This is a genomic window from Moritella marina ATCC 15381, from assembly GCF_008931805.1.
GTDB lineage: Bacteria > Pseudomonadota > Gammaproteobacteria > Enterobacterales > Moritellaceae > Moritella > Moritella marina.
The window spans coordinates 1,054,558-1,078,059 of the sequence record NZ_CP044399.1; the positions used below are offsets into that span (position 1 = coordinate 1,054,558).

The window sequence follows — 23,502 nt, forward strand, 5'->3', positions numbered from 1 at the left end:
ATATTATATAACGAACCTTATATCGTCACGTTACTGGCTTTACTCTGTGTTTTCATTGCATACATCGCTTTATCAGAGCGTACTAGTGCGTCATTAAATGTGGTTTTTGTGGCCCGTTCAATCCCATAAGAAAAATAAATAGCTTCATTTTCTAGCAGCATATAAAGTTGATTGATGTACTCATTGGCTCGTTCTGGCTGTACTGTCACGACAAACTCATCTCCGCCTACCCTAAACGCCATTTCATTTGCTAAACAAGCTTGCCTTAATACTTGCGAAAAACGAATGATCATGAGATCTCCAACGGCATGACCTTTTGTATCATTGACTGATTTCAAGCCATTTAGATCAAAATAGATGAGTTCAAAAACATCTAAGCGAATCTCAGGAAATTTCTTGCGGTTATATAATCCGGTTAACTCATCTTTGCTGCTTTGTTTGACGAGATTTTTAGTCATTCTCGTAATACCGATAGCGATAAATATAACTGAAACGAGCAATGAACCGTCATCAAAAATGGTATCTAGCGTTTCAAAACGGTCTGAGTGGTTTTCAATAAAAGGGATCTCTGTTAATAGATCATAAATTTTATTAAATAGCAGTGATATGCCGCCAAGCCTTAAGAAAATGTAAGACTTGATTGCTTGGAAAGCGGTTAAATAGATGTAAATAAGTACCACAAAAGTACAGCTTTCAAAATAAAGATCGGCTAACGATCCAAAACCAAAGGGTTGATAGACATTAATCATGGCTAATAAGCACAGCAATATAATGGCCGAAATAATAAAAGGAGGTTTTTTATAAAACATAGAGAAAGCCGATTAACAATATTAATTTCAGCTTATCATATACGTTAAAAAAGAAATGGTGGATGTGGACGTTTAAGCGGACGAATGATGTGTTTATCCATATTAAATCAGAGTTTAAAACTGTATTTATTATCCTTTTATAAATCATAATGTATTTAATTATATGCATTGATGTGTAATACAGTATATGAATGATTACTTGCTCAATACCGAGTATTGAATCAGATACCGTAGTAATTATTTTATTATTTATGTATAAATAAAGAGGTAGATTAATAGGAGGAGCTTAGACAGCACAGATACCGATAGGCTGCTCTGGTTTATATAACTGATTATTTAAAATGGAGGTTTTATTGCAAGGATTAATCGCACAATATACCGATGCTAATGAAGATAGCCGCCTTACTCGGCAGTTCATTGCGCAAATGGAATTTGATACCACGATGGACGTGTTGAAAACGTATCTAGTTCCTGAAGTAAAAGTCATTGAACTTGGCGCTGCTACGGGACGTTATTCGCTTAACTTCGCCAAAATGGGTTATGATACAACGGCTGTTGAATTGGTTCCTGACCAAGTTAATATTTTGCGACGTAAAGCCAAAGATCAAGGTTTAACACTTTCTATTCATGAAGGTAATGCTTGTTCTGTGCCCTTTATTGAAAGTAACTCACATGATCTTTGCGTTATTCTCGGACCTCTATATCACTTACATACTCAAGAACTGCGTGAGCAAGCTATCACAGAGGCTTATCGAATTCTTAAGCCGAATGGAGTACTAGCAATTGCTTATATATCGCGCTATTTCGTTGCTGGCATGTTTGCTCAACAATATCCGGAATTGGTGACTCCTGAGGTTCTATCCACACTTCTAGAATCAGGTTTGGTGCCAACGCCATTAGCTGATAGCTTTTTTAATGTGGGCTATTTTGCAACGCCAACTGAAGTGGAAACACTAATTACTGCTGGTGGTTTTTCTACATTACGGCATGTGGCGACAGATGGTTTTAATCGATATATCTCGTCAGGGGTTAATAACTTTACCACCGAACAGTACCAAACATGGTTGAACTACCATCTAAAAACATGTGATGAGCCGTCTCTATTAGGAGCAAGTAATCATGGCTTATTACTCGCAAGAAAAATCAACGAATAGAGGGTAAATATGGATATTAAATACAGAACCTTAAAACCCGAGGATAGCTTGCAGTATCGTCATGTACGCTTAGAGAGCCTCAAGTTACATCCTGAATGTTTTGGTGCTAAATACTTAGAGCAAATTAATATCCAGACATTGTATTTTGAAAGGCTGATCCAAGATGGCTACGAAAGTAACATCATGCTTGGCGCATTTCATGGCAATAAGTTAGTTGGTTTGTGCGGTGTTACTGAGGTGTCGAGTGACGTAGCGGAAATTATTCAAATGTATGTGGAATCAGGTTATCGGGGGAAAAGTATTGGTGTTCATTTACTTTCTCTAGCCAAGCAATATGCCTCAACAGAGCTTAATGTCACAACGCTTAAACTCGCGGTTTATCCAGAAAATCAAAGTGCGATCAGATCTTATGAGAAGTCTGGTTTTAAGATGACGGCGTCGACGGCAGATTTAACTGAGGGTGAGCTTTGCATGGTGTTCGAGATTGAAGTATTAAGCGTGAGTTTTTAGTACAATATCCGAATGGTTATTAATGGAGAACTTAATTGTGAATGACATATTAGCGTTTAGCTTAATCGCTCTACTTCTAGTGATATCACCAGGACCAAATGGGGTGTTAATTTTAAAAACCGCTTCGGCACAAGGAAAGCAGGCTTCAATCCTTAATATTTGGGGATTAACTGTGGCGACGTTTTTCCATGGCGCACTTTCCATTTTTGGTTTTTCAGCCTTGTTGATGCAATCTACCGATCTATATTTCATCGTGAAAATATTGGGTGCAGGGTATTTGTTCTATATTGGTGTTAAAGCCATTATTAGCTCTTATAAAACCACCAATAATAACAACGAAACGGAAAACATAACGAAGACTGAAAGAAAGGGTCTTAGTTATTTTAATGAAGGGTTTATAACGCAAATATTAAATCCAAAGGTATCTATGTTTTATTTAGCAGCCTTTCCTCAATTTATATCACCTGATAACTTCTCATATTTGAATGCATTTTCTTTAGTTTCAATTCATGCAAGCATCATATTCGTATGGTTCATTGGTGTTACTTTCGCAATAGACAGAATAAAGTCATCAGCCAAAAACTCTAAAATTGGTAATTGGGTTCAAAGGTTGTCTGGTACGGCGATGATATATTTCAGCTCTCTGATTTTGACGCAAAAATAAAGAGTTTGGTGAATTTTACAACAGGGAGGTAAGTATTATGACTAAAAGCACAATTCAGTATTGGAATACATTAGCCTTGGCGAATAAAAGCCAATGGGAAGTCATTGCGGACACGAATGGCGAACTTGAACAACTGACATTATCTATGGATGATGATACAGGTGATTATACTCGGTTAACTCGTTTTAAAGCGGGCGCAGATACGTCAGCGTTTGGTAGTAAGTATCATGATTATCCAGAAGAGATCTTCATTATCTCAGGGCGTCTTTTCGATGTGGTATTTGATGTGTGGTTAGAAGCGGGGGATTACGCCAGTCGTCCTCCGGGAGAAGTTCATGGGCCGTTTATTTGTGATCAAGAATGTTTAGTTTTAGAAATATCCTTTCCAAGTCAATCAATTGTTCCAGAATGATTCATAGTAAGGTATTGTTAATATAATCAATAGGCTGGCTGATTATGTTGGTGATGAATTTATTTCAAGGAGAGAAAATGCACATTCCAAGGACGTTTAAGCAAACAGATAGCGATACATTAAAAGACCTTATTGTTAAATATCCATTAGCGACGCTAATCAGTTACTCGGATGCTGGCTTAGAGGCTAACCATGTTCCCTTTATATTCGCCACTTCTCAGGGCGAAGATGTACTGCAAGGTCACGTTGCTAAAGCCAATGCTGTATGGAAAACGTTAAACGATAACGCGGACGTGTTGCTTGTTTTCAGTGGGCCAAACGGCTATATCTCCCCAAACCATTATCCAACGAAGCAAAAAACGGGCAGGGCAGTGCCGACATGGAATTATATAGCTGTTCATGTAAAAGGCTCGATGCAGTGTATTCATGATGATACCTGGATCTTAAACCACATAGCTAAGCTTAGTGACCAACATGAAGCGGGCCTAGCGAGCCCTTGGTCAATCAATGATGCGCCACCTGAATATATCCAAAAAATGTTACCCGCTATTGTTGGCTTGGAGCTTGAAATTGTATCAATAACGGGTCAATGGAAAGTAAGTCAAAATCAACCGCATGAAAATCAAGTCGGAGTTGTTTCTGGGCTGGTGGCTCAGGGTGGTTTTGAATCGTTAGAAATGGCTGATTTAGTGAATCAGTATATCAAAGATTAATAATGTAATTTAGCTGTAATGGAGTAGCGTGACATGGAAGAAATCAAAGTAAGACATTCAGAACCCGAAGATGGCTTGGCCATTCGTGATATTTACGCCTGTAAAAATGCTTACAGTGGCACGCTGCAATTACCTAATCCATCGGTGAAGGGGTGGTCGGAACGTATGGCCAATGTACCTGCTAACGTCTATTCCTTTGTCGCCGAGATCAATGGTGAAATTGTTGGTAATATTGGCTTTGAAGTATGCAGTAATATGCGTCGACGTCATGTAGGCTCATTTGGTATGGGAGTGAAAGATCATTGCCAAGGTAAAGGTGTAGGTTGTGCCTTACTGGGTAATATTATTGATTTGGCGGATAACTGGCTTAATATTATGCGTATTGAATTAACGGTTTATACAGATAATCATTCTGCAATTGCATTGTATGAAAAATTTGGTTTCGTCATTGAAGGTGAGTCGAAAGCGTTTGCGTTTAGAAATGGCCAATATGTGAATGTTTATCATATGGCGCGATTTAATAACCATTCGTGATGATAATGTAGCGGAGAGCATGATGGCTAAGATTTATCTATTTGATTGGGGTGGCACTTTGATGGTTAACCCGCCTGAAATGAAAGGTAAAATGTGCGAGTGGGAACATGTAGAAGCGATTACTGGTGCACATGATACGTTGGCATTATTGTCACAACAGGGCTGTAAACTTTACGTTGCGACTGGTGCAGGTGATTCAAGTGAAGCGGATATTGTTGCTGCGTTTAAGCGTGTTGGTTTGGATGAATATATATTAGGATATTTTTGCCAATCGAATCTGGGTATCGGTAAGGGAACGGCAGCTTATTATCAAGCCATCGTTGATGCGCTTGGCATTGATGCAAGCGAGATCACCATGGTCGGAGATATATTACATCGCGATATAGAACCTGCTATTGAGGCTGGTTTAAATGCGATCTGGTATACACCTGATGCACCACGGGAAGAAGTTAGCAGTGATTATCAGCAGGTTATACATCTCAGTGAATTATGTGAGCTTTAAATGAAATTGATAGGGTGCCATTAAGCATGAATGGCACCGCTATGATTATTTACAACGGCAATTACTTTATCCTCACTTTCTTAATAACAATGGCTTCGCTTGGCACATCTTCATGGCCTTTCACTGTGGTCGTTCTAGAAAAGGCGATCATGTTCACCACATCCATCCCAGCTGTCACTTTACCAAACGCGGTGTAACCCCAACCTGCATTTGTAGTGGCTGTATGGTCCAAAAAGTTATTATCATCTAAGTTAATGAAGAATTGAGATGTTGCTGAATGTGGAGAGTCTGTACGGGCCATGGCAATGCTACCAATGATGTTCTTAAGGCCACGGTTTGCTTCGTTAGCAATCGCTGGCCGTGTTGACTTTTCTTGCATTTTTTCAGTGAAACCACCACCTTGGATCATGAAATCTTTAATCACGCGATGGAAAATAGTGCCTTCATAAAAGCCTTCTTTACAATAGCGGATAAAATTTTTCGATGTGACAGGCGCTTTCTCCATATTGAGTTCAATTTCAATGTCACCTAAGTTTGTGGTAAAAATAATCATTTTGTTGCACCATCGTTGTATTCGTGTCGGTATTAACAGAGTTACTAATATAGCTATTCATAACGCTATTCGTTTTATCGTTGCAGTATACGGTGTTTTCAAGATAATGGGCTCTAAACTGTAGTTTGATAAGGATGTTATTATGATGAGAGTAATAAAATTAATACTGATTACAGCATTCAGTACTATTGTAATCGGGTGTTCGAATTCCAGTAAAAGTGAAATGACGACTGTGACCGAAGATACGATATTGGCTGCGACAGAGGTTAAGCCACAAATATGCACTCATGCTTGGTATTCTGAAATAGATAGTCAGTTAATCACTGGTGATGGGCAAGGGCATGGACCTGATTTAGGTTCGCAAGAATGGCGTTCAGTGATTGAATTTAAACTCGGTATTCGTGGTGACGCAAATGTACCTGCGCGACATTCAACGTTATGGTGCGACTACATCAACAGATTAAGTACAACTCGATAACGCTTTAAAACTGCTATCATTTAGATGCTTAGTCTTATAGGATCACCACTTCTAATCATCTAAAGTTATCCGTTTATTATGCCTATTCAATTTATATACAATGTCCCCGTCGGTGTCAGGTTCATGCTGATGTCTGCATTGGCGTTTGCGATCATGACGGCTTGCGTTAAGTTAGTCAGTACCCATGGCATTCCTGTCTTTGAAATTGTAGCGGCAAGAGCGATCGTGTCATTGATTATTAGCTATGTCGATGTGCGTCGAAAAGGGTTATCCGTTTGGGGACATAATAAACAATTATTGATAGCGCGCGGTGCCGTTGGTTCTTTAGCGCTTATCTGTGTCTACTACGCCGTGACGACATTGCCTTTAGCCGAGGCGACTATTTTGCAGTATTTACATCCTGTCTTTACCGCGTTACTTGCCTTGGTGTTTCTTAAAGAGCGTATTCAACGCTCGACTATTGTGTGTATTTTGTGTTGTATTCTTGGTTTAGTGCTTATTGTTAGTCCTGAAATAACATTGTCAGCGAGCAACGAATTACCTTTATTTAGTGTGGCTGTTGCACTCATGGGGGCGTTAGGCAGTGCTATTGCGTATGTGATCGTAAAGCGTCTTAGTAACACTGAAGATAGTTCGGTGATCATATTTTATTTCCCTCTGATGGCATTACCTTTATCCGTATTTTTGTTAGGGGATGATTTTGTTATGCCAGATGCCGAAGCATTGATATTACTTATCTTGATTGGTATTTTTACTCAAATTGGTCAGGTCGGATTAACGAAAGCGATGAAAACTGAAGTCGCAAGCAAAGCGACAGCTTATTCCTATATACAAGTGGTGTTCTCTATCATATTTGGTTGGTTATTGTTTAGTGAAGTACCCTCTATATGGACTTGGGCAGGTGGTGCTTTGATTATTATCGGCGCGTTAATTAACGTATTTGGTAGCTTTAATCGCCGCGGAGTAAAAGTCTAAAGCTCACTTATCATCTATAATAATATGATGTGCATCAATACTTTGAGGTATAGACCTCGAAGTATAAGTATAAAGGGATATTATTGAAGGTGTTAAGTAGTGATGAGGGCGTTAACTATTCACTGCGCATTAAATTAATTCGTGTCGGGGGCAAATTATGTCAGTCAGAAAGCATAAACGTAAAGCAGCAAAACATTCACATAAACACCAACATGGCATTAAACAAACGAGCTTTGTTAGTACTCATCCTCGTGCTGCTATGTTTATGGGCTCATCGCTTATTATTATCGGCCTGTTTCTACTCATTATCGGCATGGGCAGTGATGCCAAGTTTGGTTTGGCGATGTTATCTATGGCTACAGGCTCATTAATCTTCTTTTTCGCCAAATCGGCGTTACCTAAGAAAGTGGCAAAATAATAAAGTCACACGTATACAGTGTTAGCTATAGCGTTACGTTAATGACATTAGCGTAACTTAATCCTTCCTAAAGTAATTCCTCAGCAGCCAATTATCCCCGTTTTGATACCCTCTATGAGTTCATTAATAGCGATTTATTTACAGTGAAATAAAGACTTTTAAAAACAACGTTAATCGCTTACATTAGATAGTCATCCAATAAAGGTTTAAACCGTTTAAGCTGCATTGTTAACAAGGAAAATTGATATGAGTCGGACATATAACTTTTGCGCTGGTCCCGCAATGTTGCCAGCTGCAGTGATGGAACAAGCCCAAAAAGAATTTATTAATTGGAATAATACCGGTGTATCGGTAATGGAATTGAGCCATCGTAGTAAAGACTACATGGCTGTTGCTACTGCGGCAGAGCAAGATTTACGTGATTTGTTAGCCATTCCAGATAACTACAAAGTTATTTTCTCACAAGGTGGTGGCCGCGGTCAGTTTGCTGCTGTACCACTCAATATCCTTGGCGATAAAAACCAAGCTGATTACTTATTAACAGGTCAATGGTCAAAGTCAGCGGTTGTTGAGGGCAAGAAGTATTGCCAAGTGAATGAATCAAGTATTCTCATGCCAAGTACCTATGGTATGGTTGCTGTTAAGCCTGCATCACAATGGCAAGTTTCAAGTAAAGATACTGCTTATGTTCACTACTGCCCGAACGAAACCATTGAAGGTATTGAAATTAATGATATTCCAGAAACTGGTGATATCCCATTAGTGGCTGATATGTCATCAAATATCCTGTCTAAACCATTAGATATTAGCAAGTTCGGTATTGTTTATGCTGGCGCACAAAAGAACATCGGGCCATCGGGGTTAGGTGTGGTCATTGTACGTGATGATTTACTCGACAAAGCCAGACAAGAAACGCCATCAATTTTCAACTACAAACTAATGGCTGAAAACGATTCAATGTTTAACACGCCTCCGACTTATTCTTGGTATTTAGCCGGACTGGTATTTAAATGGCTAAAAGCACAAGGCGGCCTGACAGCTATTGCAGAGATTAATGCGGAAAAAGCTAAATTATTGTATGACTATGTTGATAGCAGTGATTTCTACGGAAATAATGTAGCTGCAGGTAACCGTTCTAAAATGAATGTACCGTTTACATTAGCATCGAGCGAACTCGATACGGCATTTTTGCAGCAATCTCAAGAGGCGAATTTGATGGCGTTAAAAGGCCATCGTATCGTTGGTGGTATGCGCGCGAGTATTTATAATGCTATGCCAATCGAAGGTGTTAAAGCGCTTATCGGTTTTATGGAAAAATTTGAGCGCGCACAGCGCTAATCAAGAATAACAAATAGAAAGAACATACAACGCTTAGAAAGCATAATTAACACGCATTAAGGCAAGGGATACAGGTGAGATTCACTACCATGCCGGCTATAAGGATTTAATATGAGTTGTGATTTTTTTGCTTTAGCAAATACAGGGGTACAAGGTTTACACCCTTATCAAGCGGGAAAGCCGACTGATGAATTAGAGCGTGAATTAGGGTTAACTAATATTGTTAAATTAGCATCTAACGAGAACCCATTAGGTGTTGGTGAGTTAGTTAAAGCAGCGTTAGAGCAGCAGTTAGCGGGTATCACACGATATCCAGACGCGAATGGCTTTTATCTAAAACAAGCATTGGCAGATAAATACGATCTTGCGCCTGCACTGTTTACCTTAGGTAATGGTTCAAATGATGTGCTCGAACTCATCGCTCGCAGCTTTGTGACGCCTGAACACGAAGTGATTTTTGCTCAGCATGCTTTTGTCGTGTATCCATTAGTGACACAAGCAATTGGCGCGACAGGTGTTGCGGTACCAGCGAAAGATTGGGGGCATGATCTTCCGGCGATGTTAGCAGCAATTACAGAACGCACGCGTCTTATCTTTATTGCTAACCCAAATAATCCAACGGGTACATTTTTAACGGCGGAAGCGTTATATGCATTCTTAACACAAGTGCCAAAAGAGGTGATCGTGGTACTCGACGAAGCGTATTTCGAGTATGTAGATAAAGAACTGCAAGCACCGTCGATTACTTGGTTAACGGAATTTTCGAACCTCATCATTACACGTACTTTCTCTAAAGCCTATGGTCTTGCAGGTTTACGTGTGGGTTATAGCATGTCACACCCTGATATCGCTGATATTTTAAATCGTGTACGTCAGCCATTTAATTGTAATAGTTTTGCATTGGCGGCCGCGCAAGCTGCTTTGTCTGATCATGATTTTTTAACCGCGAGTGTGGCATTAAATAATCAGCAGCGTGCAGTACTCGAAACATTTTTCAGTGACCAAGGTATTGGCTATATTCCATCAAAAGGTAATTTCATTACGGTGGAACTTACTCAAGATCCTGCAGCAGTTTATCAAGCATTATTGCATAAAGGGGTCATTGTGCGCCCTGTTGCGGGTTATGGTCTAACCAAGCATTTACGTGTAAGTATTGGTACAGCGCTTGAGAATGAAACATTTATGCAAGCCTTACTCGCTGTGTTGATTGAATTAGACGCGCAGTAATAGTCGTTAAGATTGTAGTCCTTATTCTGTTGTTCGTTAATGACGGTTTATATTAAGACCTTATATAAAGCTCATGATCAACAGAGTGTGAGAATCAAATATTAAAAAATTAAGTGAATAAATTTATGGAAAAATTAACATTACAACCAATTGGCCAAGTATCAGGCACTATTAACTTACCAGGCTCTAAAAGCGTTTCAAACCGTGCATTATTACTTGCGGCGTTAGCTGAAGGCACGACGCGTTTAACTAATTTATTAGACAGTGATGATATTCGTCATATGTTGAACGCACTGACAAAGCTCGGTGTGCAGTATGATTTGTCTGCCTGTAAGACTATCTGTACCGTCACCGGATTAGGGCGTGCATTTTCGGTCACTGAAAAGCTAGAGTTGTTTTTAGGTAATGCTGGCACGGCTATGCGACCTTTATGTGCGGCATTATGTTTGAGTGACGGTGAGTTTGAACTTACTGGTGAACCACGCATGGAAGAGCGCCCAATTGGTAGTTTAGTTGATAGTTTACGCCAAGCTGGCGCAGACGTTACTTATTTAAAAAATATTGATTACCCACCGGTATTAATTAAAGGCACAGGTCTTAAAGGTGGCCATATTAAGATTGATGGCAGTGTGTCAAGCCAATTCTTAACGGCATTTTTAATGGCAGCACCTTTGGCTGAAAATGACACGACGATTGAAATTATCGGCGAATTAGTTTCAAAACCGTATATTGAAATTACGCTGCACATTATGCAACAGTTCGGTATCACGGTAAGCCACGATAATTATCAAATGTTTACTATTAAAGGTCAGCAAACATACCAAGCTGCAGGTGACTTCTTAGTTGAAGGCGATGCATCTTCTGCGTCTTATTTTCTTGCTGCAGCGGCAATCAAAGGCGGTAAGATCCGCGTAACGGGTATTGGTAAGCAATCAATCCAAGGCGATATTCAGTTTGCTGATGTCATTGAAGCCATGGGCGGTAAAATCACTTGGGCGGATAGTTATATTGAAGCGGAAGTGGGAGAGTTGAAGGCGGTTGATTTAGATATGAACCACATTCCTGATGCGGCGATGACCATTGCGACCACTGCATTGTTTGCAAAAGGTACGACAGTGATCCGTAATGTATACAACTGGCGCGTGAAAGAAACTGACCGTTTAGCGGCGATGGCGACTGAGTTACGCAAAGTTGGCGCAGTAGTAGAAGAGGGTAATGATTATATTAAAATCACTCCGCCAGCACAGCTGATCCATGCTGCTATTGATACTTATAATGATCACCGTATGGCTATGTGCTTTTCACTTGTGGCACTGAGTGATACACCCGTTACGATTAATGATCCTGGTTGTACGTCAAAAACTTTCCCTGATTATTTCGACCGCTTTGTTGGTCTAGTGCAAGCATAAGCGTAAATGCCTTATAGTTGATGTTGCCAGGGCAGTGTCAATCTTAAAAAGCGAGATATTACTGATAAGGTGATATCTCGCTTTTTTTTGTTTACGGCTATTATTCCATACATTTTTCATGAAGATCCGTTATAATCGCGGCCAGAACCATGTAGCTCAATGTAAAGTTACATGTTAGATATTGAGTTTGGAGAATTTATGACCGCAGTAGCACCAATTATTACAGTCGATGGGCCGAGTGGCTCTGGTAAAGGTACTTTATGCCAATTACTTGCGGCTAAGCTAGGTTGGCATATACTAGATAGTGGTGCCATTTATCGTGTTTTAGCATTAGCGGCGATGCACCATGATGTTAATTTAGACAACGAAATGGGGCTGACTGCACTTGCAGCTAACCTCGACGTGCGTTTCGTCCCAACTGCTGATGGGTTACAAGTTATCCTAGAAGGCGAAAATGTATCACGTGAAATTCGTACTGAAGAAGCGGGCTTTGCAGCCTCTCGTGCAGCGGTTTACCCTGCTGTGCGTGCAGCATTATTACAGCGTCAACGTGACTTCCGCACGGCTCCTGGTCTGATTGCAGATGGTCGTGATATGGGTACCGTGGTATTCATTGATGCGCCTGTAAAAATATTTTTAGACGCTTCTGCTGAAGAAAGGGCCGTTCGCCGCTTTAATCAGTTGCAAGACAAAGGCTTCGATGTTAGCATGTCAGCCCTTCTGGAAGAGATCGAGAAGCGAGATCATCAAGATCGCAACCGATTGGTCGCTCCATTAAAGCCTGCAGACGATGCACTGGTTATCGATTCGACATCTATGTCAATCGAAGACGTAGTTGCAAGTGTGCTGGCTTTTGCAGAAGGTAAAATTTAAGGTAGTCGATATTCTGTCGATTATTTAGCAGTCAAGCATCAAGGATGATGATGACTTTTGATTAACAACCCACATTAGCCGGATTGCTTATGTGAACGTTTTATAAGTACATATAACTCATTATGAATGAATCTTTCGCTTTACTCTTTGAAGAGTCACTACAAGAACTTGCTGCTCCTGGTAGCATCATCAAAGCAACTGTTGTTGCAATCGAAAACGGTTACGTTTTAGTTGACGCTGGTCTTAAATCAGAATCTTCTATTCCTGCTGAAGAATTCAAGAACGCTGCTGGCGAACTTGAAGTTGAAGTTGGTCAAGAAGTTGATGTAGCACTAGAATCAATTGAAGACGGTTTCGGTGAAACTCAACTTTCTCGTGAAAAAGCTAAACGCCACGAGTCTTGGATTCAGCTTGAAAAAGCATACGAAGACCAAGAAACTGTTATCGGTGTTATCAACGGTAAAGTTAAAGGTGGTTTCACGGTTGAAGTGAACACAATTCGCGCATTCTTACCAGGTTCTTTAGTAGACGTTCGTCCTGTACGTGACACTACTCACCTTGAAGGCAAAGAGTTAGAGTTCAAAGTAATCAAACTTGACCAAAAACGTAACAACGTAGTTGTTTCACGTCGCGCAGTTATCGAAACTGAAAACAGTGCAGAACGTGAAGAGCTTCTTGCTAACCTTCAAGAAGGTCAAGAAGTTAAAGGTATCGTTAAGAACCTTACTGACTATGGCGCATTCGTTGATCTTGGTGGTGTTGATGGTCTTCTACACATTACTGATATGGCTTGGAAACGCGTTAAGCACCCAAGTGAAATCGTTAATGTTGGCGATGAAATCAACGTTAAAGTTCTTAAATTCGATCGTGAACGTACACGTGTATCTCTAGGTCTTAAGCAATTAGGCGAAGATCCATGGGTAGCTATCGCTAAACGTTACCCAGAAAGCACTAAGCTGACTGGTAAAGTTACGAACCTAACTGACTACGGTTGTTTCGTTGAAATTGAAGAAGGCGTTGAAGGTCTAGTTCACGTTTCTGAAATGGATTGGACTAACAAAAACATTCACCCTTCTAAAGTGGTTAATGTTGGCGATTCTGTTGAAGTTATGGTTCTTGATATCGATGAAGAACGTCGTCGTATCTCTCTAGGTCTTAAGCAATGTATTGCTAATCCTTGGGAAAACTTCTCAACTTCACGTATCAAAGGCGAGCAAGTTACTGGTAAGATCAAATCTATTACAGATTTCGGTATCTTCATCGGTCTTGACGGCGGCATTGACGGTCTAGTTCATCTTTCAGACATCTCTTGGGATGCTACTGGTGAAGAAGCCGTTCGTGACTATAAGAAAGGCGACGAAATCACAGCTGTAGTTCTACAAGTAGACCCAGAGCGTGAACGTATTTCTTTAGGCATCAAGCAAATTGATGAAGACCCGTTCAACGAATACCTAGCTAATAACAAGAAGAATGCTATTGTTAATGGTACAGTTACTTCAGTTGACGCTAAAGGCGCAACAATTGAACTAGCTAAAGGCGTTGAAGGTTACATCCGTGTTGGCGATATCTCTCGCGACCGTATCGAAGATGCAAGCCTAGTATTATCTGAAGGCGAATCACTTGAAGCTAAATACGTAGGTGTTGATCGTAAAAACCGCGTAATCAGCCTTTCAATTAAAGCTAAAGATGAAGCTGACGAGAAAGAAGCAATGGCTAGTGTAAACAGCCAACCGCAAGAGTCTGGTCTTTCTGCTATGGCAGAAGCATTTAAAGCTGCTAAAGGCGAATAATAAGCCTGAGGGGTGTTTATTCACCCCTTATTAGCACGATGTCGATAATATTCTTAATGGAGACTATATGACAAAATCAGAACTAATCGAACGTCTTTGCACTGCAAATTCGCAGCTAGCTACTAAAGATGTTGAATTATCTGTGAAAGCTATACTGGATCAGATGGTAGATACTTTAGCAACTGGCGATCGAATTGAAATTCGCGGTTTTGGAAGTTTTTCTCTACATTACCGTGAACCTCGAATTGGGCGCAATCCTAAATCAGGTGAAAAGGTTGAATTAGAGGGCAAATATGTTCCTCATTTCAAACCTGGTAAGGAACTTAGAGATCGTGTTAACGCTTCGCTATAGTAGTTAATACTTGCTAAAACGACATACTTAGGTGTGTCGTTTTTTTTTACCTTTTTTTTACTATCTTTTAAAATGGTTACTTGTATTTATATAGCCAAAAGGCCCTCACTGTGCTGTTTCTATACTAGCAGAGTGTAGTTGTTTTGGATTTCACCATATATTACTAGCACTTGGTTCATTTATTGGCGATAATCCATGTATATATAATTTATATCACAGAGGACGTCGATGAAATCATTTATCTTTTTTATAATTATCGCTTGTACACTGGCGTTAGCAGCTGCATTTGCTGCGAGTAACGATCAGTTAGTGGATTTTAATTATCTTGTCGCACTCGACGCATTTAAACTATCTTCTCTGCTTATAGGTGCATTTGTCGCTGGATTAGTCATAGCAGGGACATGTATGGCTTTGTTGATGATGAAGTTAAAGCTATCTATATCGAAATTAAAACGTAAATCTAAGCGTCAAGAAACAGAGCTTGAGAAATTACGTATTACTGATATTAAAGGTTAAATTACCGTATGTTCGAACTTTTATTTCTTTTACTTCCTGTTGCCGCTGCGTATGGCTGGTATATGGGTAGAAGAAATGGTCGCTATTTACAACAAGATAAGCAGCATACAATCTCTAGGGAGTATGTGACTGGACTTAACTTTTTATTATCAGACCAACCTGATAAAGCGGTTGATTTATTTATCGATTTACTTGATGTTGATAGTGAAACTATTGATACGCATTTGGCTCTCGGTAATCTATTTCGCCAACGTGGTGAAGTACAACGCGCGATTAAGATTCACCAAAACCTGATTGCTCGCCCGTCATTGACGCATGAACAGCGTAACCTGGCATTATTACAACTTGCGCGAGATTACCTTGCGGCAGGCCTTGTTGATCGCGCCGAAGAATTATTTCTGAAATTGATTGATGAACCTGAACATCGCCAAATTGCATTATCGCAACTCATCATTATTTATGAACAAACCAAAGAATGGGAACAAGCGATAGCAGTCGGTAACAAACTCAAAAAAATGGGTGATGTTAAAATTGATCGTAAAGTTTCCCATTTCTATTGCGCGCTAGCCAAATCTCCAGCGTTACTTAATGAACCCAAGAAACGTTTAACAAGCCTTAAGAAAGCCTTGCAGCATGACAAACTCTGTGTGAGGGCAAGTATTATGCTTGCTGATTTACATATTGAACAAGGTGAATATAAAAAAGCCATCGTTTGGCTTGAACATGTGATGACGCAGGATATTGATTTTGTCACTGAAATATTACAGAAATTGAAAAGTTGCTATGTTGAATTAAATGATGAAGACGGTTTTATTCATTTTCTCAATGACGCACAAAATAATAAAGCTGGTATCAGTGTTGCCATTGAGTTAGCTGATTTCACTGTTAGCAGCGTTGGTTTAGAGCCCGCTGAAAAGTTAATTTTAAATCAAATTGTTCGCACGCCGACGATGAAAGGTTTTTATCATTTAATGCAATACCAAGAGCAGGCAGCGGAAGAGGGTAAAGCAAAAGAAAGCTTAACCATGCTGCGAAACTTAGTTGGTGAGCAACTTAAATTAAAGCCAATTTACCGTTGTCGTAAATGTGGCTTTAGTACCAAAAGCATTTATTGGCATTGTCCATCGTGTAAACGTTGGGGAAGTGTTAAACCAATTCGTGGCTTAGATGGCGAATAACGCGAGCAAGTCAGCCATGTCTTAATGGCAAATAATAACGATTAATAAAAACAAGAATACGATAATGATTAACCGGACCTAGGAAGAGATATGTTGCAAGATAGTAAAGTAGTTGTCGCACTGGATTATGCTGATGAAGCAAGTGCATTGAATTTTGTTGATAAAATCAATCCTAGCCAATGTCGTTTAAAAGTTGGCAAAGAAATGTTTACGTTATTTGGACCTGAGTTCGTGCGTAAATTAGTTGCACGTGATTTTGATGTGTTCTTAGATCTTAAATTTCATGATATTCCAAATACTGTTGCTAAAGCTGTTGCTGCAGCCGCAGAGCTAGGCGTATGGATGGTAAATGTACACGCTTGCGGTGGTAAACGCATGATGGAAGCTGCAAAAGCAGCATTAGTACCTTATGGTGATAAAGCGCCAATTTTGATTGCTGTCACTGTATTAACCAGTATGGAACAAGAAGATCTCGCGCAAATGGGTGTTAATATCACCCCTGCCGAGCAAGTGATTCGTTTAGCTAAGCTAACAAAAGAAAGTGGTTTAGACGGCGTCGTTTGTTCGTCACAAGAAGCGTCAATGCTGAAAGAATCATTAGGTAAATCATTCCAGCTAATTACGCCAGGGATTCGTCCAGCGGGTAGTGCTGCAGGCGATCAACGCCGTATTATGACACCTGTTGAAGCCGTTGCTGCGGGTTCAGATTACTTAGTGATTGGACGACCTATCACGCAAGCTGAATCTCCGATGCAGGTATTAACTGAGATAAATGAAAGTTTAGTGAGCTAAATTGTCTTTTCTCTCAAGTTAAATCGATAAGAGCGCTTAGGCGCTCTTTTTTTTGTTTAGATACACAAAGAGAGGCGAGATGATAAAACCTGTCACCAGGCCATATAGATGCGCTTCTGTGAGTACTTTAGCTGCAATCAACTGACTCATTTCTGCGGAGCTATCAAACAGTTGCTCATGGATCACTTTAGCTGCAGTGCCAATAATTAATACATAACCTGAATAGTATTTCTTACTCACATCGATGATTGCCCCGATAATAATAATGCCGTGTAAAACTCCTGATAAGCCCACATACAAATGCGTACTTGGTGACAGCCATAATATGCCAATACCGACACCAGCGGATAAGCATAAAATCATGCTCGTGTACGCGATGCTACTATAATAGCGATAATGTAAGCCTGCCATGACAGTCAACGCGCTTAAATTTAATAACAGGTGATAAATATTGGTGTGATTAAAATTACCACTGATGATGCGCCAGTATTCACCTCCTATTATCAATTCCCTGTTATAATCCCACACGGTCATATTATCGGCAGAAATCGCGAATATAATGAGGCATAATAGCCCTAGGCTTAGCCAATTTATCCACCGATGTTGAATTAGCATATTTTATTAATCCATAATGTTTAGGTTTGTCGTGAGTAAGAGAAAAAAATGTCCGCTATGTGACAAAGCATTACCCGCTTGTATCTGTCAGCATATAACAGCAATTGATTCTGATATTGAACTAATTATATTACAACACCCTAGTGAAGTGAAAAATGCGATTGGTACTGCCCGTATTCTCAATCTTTCATTGCCACAATGTCAAATTATAATTGGTGAAAATTTTACTGAGGATAGCATGTTAAATACGCTATTAAATGATCCTATAAGACAGTGTTTTTTACTTTATCCAAGTGATGACAGCGTCACTGCAGATTCTTTGGTTAATGATAAGCACGGCGACATTGCAACAAATGTTGAAAAGATGAAATCGACAGTGAATATGAAACGTACTTTTATTTTACTTGATGGTACGTGGCGAAAAGCATTTAAAATGTATCAATCTTCACGTAATTTACAGTCAATACCTGCAGTTCGAATAGATGCGCAGCAAGCAAGTCAATATACAATAAGACAAACTAAGATCGAAGGTGGGCTATCGACTGTTGAAGCAGGATTTTTATTACTCTCAACGTTAGAGCAAGATGCTAAGAAGTATCAACCCCTGATGAGTGCATTTGAATATATGATTAATTTTCAAATAGCCCAAATGCCTGATGGATTATTTAACAAAAATTATAGATAGCGAAAATAAAGCATTTATTAATATTGGATTTAATATGTCACAACAAGCAATGATTGAAGCAATTAATACCGAGATGCCATTTGGTAAGTATCGAGGGCGACTATTACTTGAATTACCTGAACCTTATTTAGTGTGGTTCCACAGTAATGGTTTTCCAGATTCTAAGTTAGGGCAACAGCTTGCACTTATCTATGAAGTTAAGCTAAATGGATTGGAATCAATGCTCGTACCGTTATTAAAAAGGCAGTCGCGCATTTTGGACCGTGAAGGGAAATAGAGTGGATAGCCAAGGTAATAAGGTAAGTAGGTCAAGTATCAGATTGGTTCCGATACTTGACACTGTAAAATCGAAATATCAGCATTAGCAGGTTACGAATGTTAATGCTTTAACGGCTTAATTAGCGTTACGCTTGTTGCGCGATAAAGTCTGAGCCTAATTTATTCGATATTAGGGTTGTTAATAATAGCGTCTGTTGTTCTGTGCGAGGGACTGCTGGTAATTGTCCCCAGATTGGTTTTGGCCAGCACGCATCTTCTTTAAAACGGGCAACATGATGGATATGTAATTGTGGCACCATATTACCTAAGGCTGCAATATTGATTTTGTCAGCGTTTAATCCGTCTTTTAATAATATACTGACAGCGTTAGATTCAGATAAAAATTGAATTTGTTGTTCGTTAGTCAACTCATGAAATTCGCTGATATCATTGATTTTAGGTACTAAGATTAACCACGGAAAGTTACCATCTTTAGCTAATAAAACTTGGCATAGCGGAAACTCTCCAACAAGAGTTGTATCTGCAGCAAGTTGTGGATGTAATATAAATTGTGTCACAAAGATCCCTCTAGATTAAGAATTCTTCAATTGTGCCTTTTGCATTCATCACTTCTTGAAGTGGTAAAGGCATACGACCTTGGCCTGTCCATGTTTTAGCATCGCCATTCAGGTCATAAGCATATTTTGCAGGACGAGGGCCACGTTTTGTTTTCGTTTTTGTTTTTTCAGACGTTGTATCTGTTAAACCCATTAATTCTTCAGGGCTAATGCCGTTTTCTTTAAGCTGTAATAAAATCTCATTCATCTTAGCTTGTTTTTCTTGCTGCTTTTCTAAGTCCGCGGCCTCAGCTTCTTTGCGATCATTTACAATGGCAGTAAATTTAATTAAAACATCTTCAAGTTGTTCAACACTTAATTCTTTTGTTGCAGCGCGCAGGCTGCGAGCATTTAAAAATACTTTAATAAAATCATTCATAATTAATACCTAAATTGAGACAGAGGGTGAGTAACTCTTAATTAGTCTAGTACTCTACTACAACTAATATACGCTTAAATATAATAATACTCTAATATAATTAATATACTAACCTCGGGAATAATTATAATGTATTTACATTTATTTACTAAGGAGTAGGAATGGGAATAAATTCGCGTATTAATTTAAAATTATAAATGTAATTTACCGTGATAGCGTTGCACTATTTTTAAAATACTTAATGACTCTATTTTTAATAGCGTTACTTTATGTTGAATTAATAGCAGGCTTAACCCTTAGTCTTTAAGTCTGCTAGTTGTGTGTTTTTTGAACATTATCGCTGCCTTTGTCTTGAAGTGGTGAAATTATCTGCTATCATCTTGTTTCCTCCTAAGTAGAGGTGCGCGATTCATTACTAGTGTTGTTTAGGTAGCTCCTGTAATAACGATACCAAAGGGAATTGCGCCGAAGAATGGATATTTAGCTAAAGATATTTATTCTGGGGATGTGTTCGAATAGAGACATCACTGTCATAGTCAATTTTAAATTAACTATGGGGCGCTACTGAAATAGAAGAGTTATAAGTGTTATCTTTACGTCCATCGTATGTAAATAGCCTTAATCCACATCTCATCTGTCTTGTTCGGTCGCTCCCTGTAAAACTTATTAGGTCAAAGGGATCATGGAACTCATTAATTACTCAGACTCAGCGTTATCGCTAGTTGTACCACTTGTTGCACTTACATTAGCAATTCTTACTCGTAAAGTATTATTATCACTGGGTTGTGGTATTTTACTTGGCGCACTATTTTTAACCGATTTTAATGTTGTTAATGCAGCTAAACATATCTCAGATCTAGCGCTAAGCTTAGTTTGGGAGTCAGGTGATGCGAGCAAGGGTTCGTTCTGGGAAGTGGGTTCATTCAACACTTGGAATTTATCTATCATCGTATTCTTGTTCATACTCGGCATGTTAACGAGCATTATGATGGTAAGCGGCGCAACAAGTGCGTTTGCTGATTGGGCTAAACAACGTATTACCACACGTCGTGGCAGTACATTATTGACTGCATTTTTAGGTATTTTCATCTTCGTTGATGATTACTTCAATAGCCTTGCAGTAGGTAGTGTGAGTCGTCCATTGACAGACCGCTACAAAGTATCTCGCGCTAAATTAGCTTACTTACTGGATTCGACTGCTGCACCTATGTGCGTATTAATGCCGATTTCAAGTTGGGGTGCTTATATTATTGCCGTTATTGGTGGTATTTTAGCAAGTCATGCGATTACGGATGTCAGCCCACTTGCTGCATTTGTACAAATGATCCCGATGAACTTTTACGCTATTTTTGCTATCGCAATGGTATTTGCTGTTGTGATGTTGAACCTTGATTTTGGTTTAATGGCAAAAGAAGAAGAAGCGGCGAAAGCGGGCAAGTTATTCGATGATAAGAAAGGGCGTCCAGCTGGCGCAACGGTTGAATTAAAAGAAGCGGAAGATGGTAACATCTTAGGTCTTATCTTACCGATCATTGTGCTTATCTTTGCCACTATCTTTTTCATGATTAACTCTGGTGCTTCATCACTTGCTGCTGATGGTAAAGCCTTCGATATTCTAGGTGCATTTGAAAATACAGATGTAGGTAGCTCATTGGTATACGGTGCATTATCTGGTCTTGTTGTCGCCTTGGTATTAAGCCTTATTTCTGGTGTGTCGGTATCATTACTAGCCCAAGCAAGTTTCCACGGTGCTAAATCAATGCTACCAGCGGTTTACATCTTGTTCTTCGCATGGGCGATTGGTTCGACAATTGGTTCTATCGAAACAGGTAAATACCTTGCAGCGTCAGTTGGCGGATCGATTCCGACTTATTTACTGCCGGTTATCATGTTTGTTCTTGCTGGCTTTATGGCATTTGCGACAGGCACGAGTTGGGGGACATTCGGTATCATGTTACCGATCGCGGGTGATATGGCTGCGGGTACGCACATGACGTTAATGTTACCTATGCTAGCATCTGTGTTAGCGGGCTCTGTATTTGGTGATCATTGTTCACCTATCTCTGATACAACGATCTTATCGTCTACTGGTGCTAACTGCCACCATATGGACCACGTAATGACTCAGTTACCTTATGCGTTATCAATTGCGTTAGTCAGTGCGATCGGTTACCTGGTACTTGGTATTACAAGTTCTGTACTATCTGGATTTATCGCGTCAGCAATTGCATTTACAGTTGTGATTGCTATTATGGCTCGAGTAAGCCGTAAAATATAATAAGACATTAAAAAGAGGCTGTTTGTAGCAAGCAGTCTTGAATTTAATGGTCAGTAATAATACACGCCTGTTGATACAGGCGTTTTTTTTGAGGGTATAAAATGGCATCTTTGCATTTCAAGTTTGCAGCTATGAATTCAGGTAAATCAACACAATTAATCCAAGCTCACTTTAATTATATCGAGCGTGGTATGTATCCACTCGCAATGACTCCTGAGTGTGATAGTCGTTATGGTAAGGGTGTTATAGGTGCACGTGTTGGCTTAAAGCTAGAAGTCGAAGTATTTGAAAAGGATACCAATTTATTTATCACTGTTTCTGAACGGTCAGAGAATAAAAAAATTGATGTCTTTATCATTGATGAAGCTCAGTTCTTGTCTCGTGACCAAGTTTATCAATTAGCGAGAGTTGTGGACGAGTTAAATATCCCCGTGATTGTTTATGGGTTAAAGACTGATTTTAAATTGGAAATGTTTGAAGGTTCATATCACTTGATGTGTCTTGCGGACAAAGTCGAAGAGCTTAAAACAGTCTGTTGGTGCGGTAATAAAGCCCATATGAACGCTAGAGTGAATGATAATGGCGTTGTATTACGAGAAGGCGAACAAGTTGAGATTGGTGGTAATGAACGCTATGTTTCCTTGTGTCGTAAGCACTTTATGAATGGTAACGCGAGTGCCTAATTAGTTGAATGTTGTAGTTGGTAAGCGGCTTATATTACGCTTATCAGCTGTTTTTCTTTTATACCCTGCCTATTAATCTCGTTCAAAACAATCTCAGGCTCAAAGAATAAAAAACCTTGAAAATAGGTGCTTTGTAAGTTTTTGGCTTGTTTGAACTGCATTTCTGTTTCTATTTTTTCGACTAATATATTGATGCCATGCTTATCAAGTAGGGGTTTGAGTACGCTTATGTCCTTAAATGAGGTGAGGGTAATATCAAATTTGATAATATCTATAATGGGAAAAAAAGGTAACCAGTCTTCTGAATAAATAAAATCATCTAGTGCAATGGTAAACCCGTGCTCTTTTAGTTTGGTCAATGCCTTGAATATCGCCTTTGTTGGCGGCACATCTTCGAGTACTTCAATAATGATTGGTTTATTGAGCAGTTCAATCGGCAAACCGTCAAGCAGGCTTTGTTCGGTAAAATTAATAAAATAAGGCTTGTTATCGACGAGTTTATTAATATTCGAGTTTAATAAATGTTCATGCACTAAACGCTGGGTGGCAATTTCGGCATTAATAATGGGGAAGGTATTCTCTAAACTATCACGATATAAAAGTTCATAAGCGACAATTTGACGATTGCTATTTAGGATCGGTTGTTTAGCGATATATGCGTGCATAAAGGGTGCTTTATTAACAAAGTTATCTATAAGCTTATGCCGAATTAGCAAAAAGGCGAATTATTTAGTTAATATAAGTACCGGTTCATGATTATGTGTGAGGAATTACTTGGTACTGTTTTATT

Annotated in this window: 29 protein-coding genes and 1 riboswitch; of the genes, 23 read left to right on the top strand and 6 right to left on the bottom strand. The window is 39.3% G+C overall.

Annotation, left to right across the window (positions count from 1 at the left end):
* Positions 1–17: 17 nt before the first annotated feature.
* Complete coding sequence (locus tag FR932_RS04795) at positions 18–809, bottom strand: GGDEF domain-containing protein (RefSeq protein WP_019442836.1); 792 nt, start codon at positions 807–809, stop codon at positions 18–20.
* 353 nt (positions 810–1,162) lie between these two features.
* Between FR932_RS04795 and FR932_RS04800 the strand changes: the two genes are divergently transcribed.
* The 7 genes from FR932_RS04800 (at position 1,163) to FR932_RS04830 (ending at position 5,298) form a co-directional block, all read left to right on the top strand.
* Positions 1,163–1,963 carry a class I SAM-dependent methyltransferase gene (locus FR932_RS04800; protein WP_019628799.1) on the top strand — a complete coding sequence of 267 codons (801 nt, stop codon included), beginning with the start codon at positions 1,163–1,165 and terminating at the stop codon, positions 1,961–1,963.
* 9 nt (positions 1,964–1,972) lie between these two features.
* Entirely contained in the window at positions 1,973–2,473 is a 501-nt protein-coding gene (locus FR932_RS04805) for a GNAT family N-acetyltransferase (protein ID WP_019442834.1), read from the top strand.
* A gap of 37 nt (positions 2,474–2,510) precedes the next feature.
* Positions 2,511–3,137, top strand: coding sequence for a LysE family translocator (locus tag FR932_RS04810; RefSeq protein WP_026032240.1), 627 nt, complete (start codon positions 2,511–2,513; stop codon positions 3,135–3,137).
* Between the two features lie 37 nt (positions 3,138–3,174).
* Positions 3,175–3,549, top strand: coding sequence for a cupin domain-containing protein (locus FR932_RS04815; RefSeq protein ID WP_019442832.1), 375 nt, complete (start codon positions 3,175–3,177; stop codon positions 3,547–3,549).
* A 77-nt stretch (positions 3,550–3,626) separates the two neighbouring features.
* Positions 3,627–4,262 (top strand): FMN-binding negative transcriptional regulator, encoded by a 636-nt coding sequence (locus tag FR932_RS04820; protein ID WP_019442831.1) that lies wholly within the window; start codon positions 3,627–3,629, stop codon positions 4,260–4,262.
* A 33-nt stretch (positions 4,263–4,295) separates the two neighbouring features.
* The gene (locus FR932_RS04825; RefSeq protein WP_019442830.1) at positions 4,296–4,796 is read left to right on the top strand and encodes a GNAT family N-acetyltransferase; all 501 of its coding nucleotides are present in this window, start codon (positions 4,296–4,298) and stop codon (positions 4,794–4,796) included.
* Positions 4,759–5,298: an HAD family hydrolase gene (locus tag FR932_RS04830; RefSeq protein ID WP_019628798.1), complete on the top strand. Its 540-nt coding sequence runs from the start codon at positions 4,759–4,761 to the stop codon at positions 5,296–5,298. The genes FR932_RS04825 and FR932_RS04830 overlap by 38 nt, the downstream gene beginning before the upstream one ends.
* A 61-nt stretch (positions 5,299–5,359) precedes the next feature.
* On the opposite strand, the gene FR932_RS04835 is transcribed toward FR932_RS04830, so the two are convergent.
* Complete coding sequence (locus FR932_RS04835) at positions 5,360–5,851, bottom strand: peptidylprolyl isomerase (RefSeq protein WP_019442828.1); 492 nt, start codon at positions 5,849–5,851, stop codon at positions 5,360–5,362.
* A gap of 142 nt (positions 5,852–5,993) precedes the next feature.
* Between FR932_RS04835 and FR932_RS04840 the strand changes: the two genes are divergently transcribed.
* From FR932_RS04840 to pyrF, 12 genes are all read left to right on the top strand, one after another.
* On the top strand, positions 5,994–6,329 hold the full coding sequence (locus tag FR932_RS04840; protein ID WP_019442827.1) for a hypothetical protein: 336 nt from the start codon (positions 5,994–5,996) through the stop codon (positions 6,327–6,329).
* 78 nt (positions 6,330–6,407) lie between these two features.
* Positions 6,408–7,304 (top strand): DMT family transporter, encoded by an 897-nt coding sequence (locus tag FR932_RS04845; RefSeq protein WP_193787380.1) that lies wholly within the window; start codon positions 6,408–6,410, stop codon positions 7,302–7,304.
* Positions 7,305–7,461: 157 nt separating this feature from the next.
* Entirely contained in the window at positions 7,462–7,722 is a 261-nt protein-coding gene (locus FR932_RS04850) for a hypothetical protein (RefSeq protein ID WP_019442825.1), read from the top strand.
* Positions 7,723–7,968: 246 nt separating this feature from the next.
* Positions 7,969–9,060: a 3-phosphoserine/phosphohydroxythreonine transaminase gene (serC, locus tag FR932_RS04855; protein WP_019442824.1), complete on the top strand. Its 1,092-nt coding sequence runs from the start codon at positions 7,969–7,971 to the stop codon at positions 9,058–9,060.
* Between the two features lie 111 nt (positions 9,061–9,171).
* Entirely contained in the window at positions 9,172–10,287 is a 1,116-nt protein-coding gene (hisC, locus tag FR932_RS04860) for a histidinol-phosphate transaminase (protein ID WP_019442823.1), read from the top strand.
* 125 nt (positions 10,288–10,412) lie between these two features.
* Complete coding sequence (gene aroA, locus FR932_RS04865) at positions 10,413–11,696, top strand: 3-phosphoshikimate 1-carboxyvinyltransferase (protein ID WP_019442822.1); 1,284 nt, start codon at positions 10,413–10,415, stop codon at positions 11,694–11,696.
* A gap of 198 nt (positions 11,697–11,894) precedes the next feature.
* Positions 11,895–12,569 carry a (d)CMP kinase gene (gene cmk / locus FR932_RS04870; protein ID WP_019442821.1) on the top strand — a complete coding sequence of 225 codons (675 nt, stop codon included), beginning with the start codon at positions 11,895–11,897 and terminating at the stop codon, positions 12,567–12,569.
* Between the two features lie 122 nt (positions 12,570–12,691).
* Positions 12,692–14,359: a 30S ribosomal protein S1 gene (rpsA, locus tag FR932_RS04875; protein WP_019442820.1), complete on the top strand. Its 1,668-nt coding sequence runs from the start codon at positions 12,692–12,694 to the stop codon at positions 14,357–14,359.
* 67 nt (positions 14,360–14,426) lie between these two features.
* The gene (gene ihfB, locus FR932_RS04880; RefSeq protein WP_006034591.1) at positions 14,427–14,711 is read left to right on the top strand and encodes an integration host factor subunit beta; all 285 of its coding nucleotides are present in this window, start codon (positions 14,427–14,429) and stop codon (positions 14,709–14,711) included.
* A 228-nt stretch (positions 14,712–14,939) separates the two neighbouring features.
* The gene (locus FR932_RS04885; RefSeq protein ID WP_019442819.1) at positions 14,940–15,227 is read left to right on the top strand and encodes a LapA family protein; all 288 of its coding nucleotides are present in this window, start codon (positions 14,940–14,942) and stop codon (positions 15,225–15,227) included.
* 8 nt (positions 15,228–15,235) lie between these two features.
* Positions 15,236–16,405: a lipopolysaccharide assembly protein LapB gene (gene lapB / locus FR932_RS04890; RefSeq protein WP_019442818.1), complete on the top strand. Its 1,170-nt coding sequence runs from the start codon at positions 15,236–15,238 to the stop codon at positions 16,403–16,405.
* Between the two features lie 90 nt (positions 16,406–16,495).
* On the top strand, positions 16,496–17,197 hold the full coding sequence (pyrF, locus tag FR932_RS04895; protein WP_019442817.1) for an orotidine-5'-phosphate decarboxylase: 702 nt from the start codon (positions 16,496–16,498) through the stop codon (positions 17,195–17,197).
* Between the two features lie 36 nt (positions 17,198–17,233).
* On the opposite strand, the gene rrtA is transcribed toward pyrF, so the two are convergent.
* Positions 17,234–17,812, bottom strand: coding sequence for a rhombosortase (rrtA, locus tag FR932_RS04900; RefSeq protein WP_019442816.1), 579 nt, complete (start codon positions 17,810–17,812; stop codon positions 17,234–17,236).
* A gap of 31 nt (positions 17,813–17,843) precedes the next feature.
* Here rrtA and FR932_RS04905 point away from each other — a divergent pair, with 31 nt between their 5' ends.
* Positions 17,844–18,497 (top strand): tRNA-uridine aminocarboxypropyltransferase, encoded by a 654-nt coding sequence (locus FR932_RS04905; protein WP_019442815.1) that lies wholly within the window; start codon positions 17,844–17,846, stop codon positions 18,495–18,497.
* Between the two features lie 34 nt (positions 18,498–18,531).
* The gene (locus tag FR932_RS04910) at positions 18,532–18,774 is read left to right on the top strand and encodes a DUF3820 family protein (protein WP_085983344.1); all 243 of its coding nucleotides are present in this window, start codon (positions 18,532–18,534) and stop codon (positions 18,772–18,774) included.
* Positions 18,775–18,901: 127 nt separating this feature from the next.
* Here the strand turns inward: FR932_RS04910 and FR932_RS04915 are convergent, their stop codons facing one another.
* Positions 18,902–19,333: an HIT domain-containing protein gene (locus FR932_RS04915; RefSeq protein ID WP_019442813.1), complete on the bottom strand. Its 432-nt coding sequence runs from the start codon at positions 19,331–19,333 to the stop codon at positions 18,902–18,904.
* Between the two features lie 10 nt (positions 19,334–19,343).
* Positions 19,344–19,751 carry an H-NS family histone-like protein gene (locus FR932_RS04920; RefSeq protein ID WP_019442812.1) on the bottom strand — a complete coding sequence of 136 codons (408 nt, stop codon included), beginning with the start codon at positions 19,749–19,751 and terminating at the stop codon, positions 19,344–19,346.
* Between the two features lie 387 nt (positions 19,752–20,138).
* Positions 20,139–20,323, top strand: a riboswitch (Lysine riboswitch).
* 110 nt (positions 20,324–20,433) lie between these two features.
* Here FR932_RS04920 and FR932_RS04925 point away from each other — a divergent pair.
* Together FR932_RS04925 and FR932_RS04930 are read left to right on the top strand one after the other, a co-directional pair.
* On the top strand, positions 20,434–22,029 hold the full coding sequence (locus tag FR932_RS04925) for a Na+/H+ antiporter NhaC family protein (protein WP_019442811.1): 1,596 nt from the start codon (positions 20,434–20,436) through the stop codon (positions 22,027–22,029).
* A 101-nt stretch (positions 22,030–22,130) separates the two neighbouring features.
* Positions 22,131–22,712 (top strand): thymidine kinase, encoded by a 582-nt coding sequence (locus FR932_RS04930; protein WP_019442810.1) that lies wholly within the window; start codon positions 22,131–22,133, stop codon positions 22,710–22,712.
* Positions 22,713–22,741: 29 nt separating this feature from the next.
* Here the strand turns inward: FR932_RS04930 and FR932_RS04935 are convergent, their stop codons facing one another.
* On the bottom strand, positions 22,742–23,377 hold the full coding sequence (locus FR932_RS04935) for an EAL and HDOD domain-containing protein (protein ID WP_019442809.1): 636 nt from the start codon (positions 23,375–23,377) through the stop codon (positions 22,742–22,744).
* Positions 23,378–23,502: the final 125 nt, after the last annotated feature.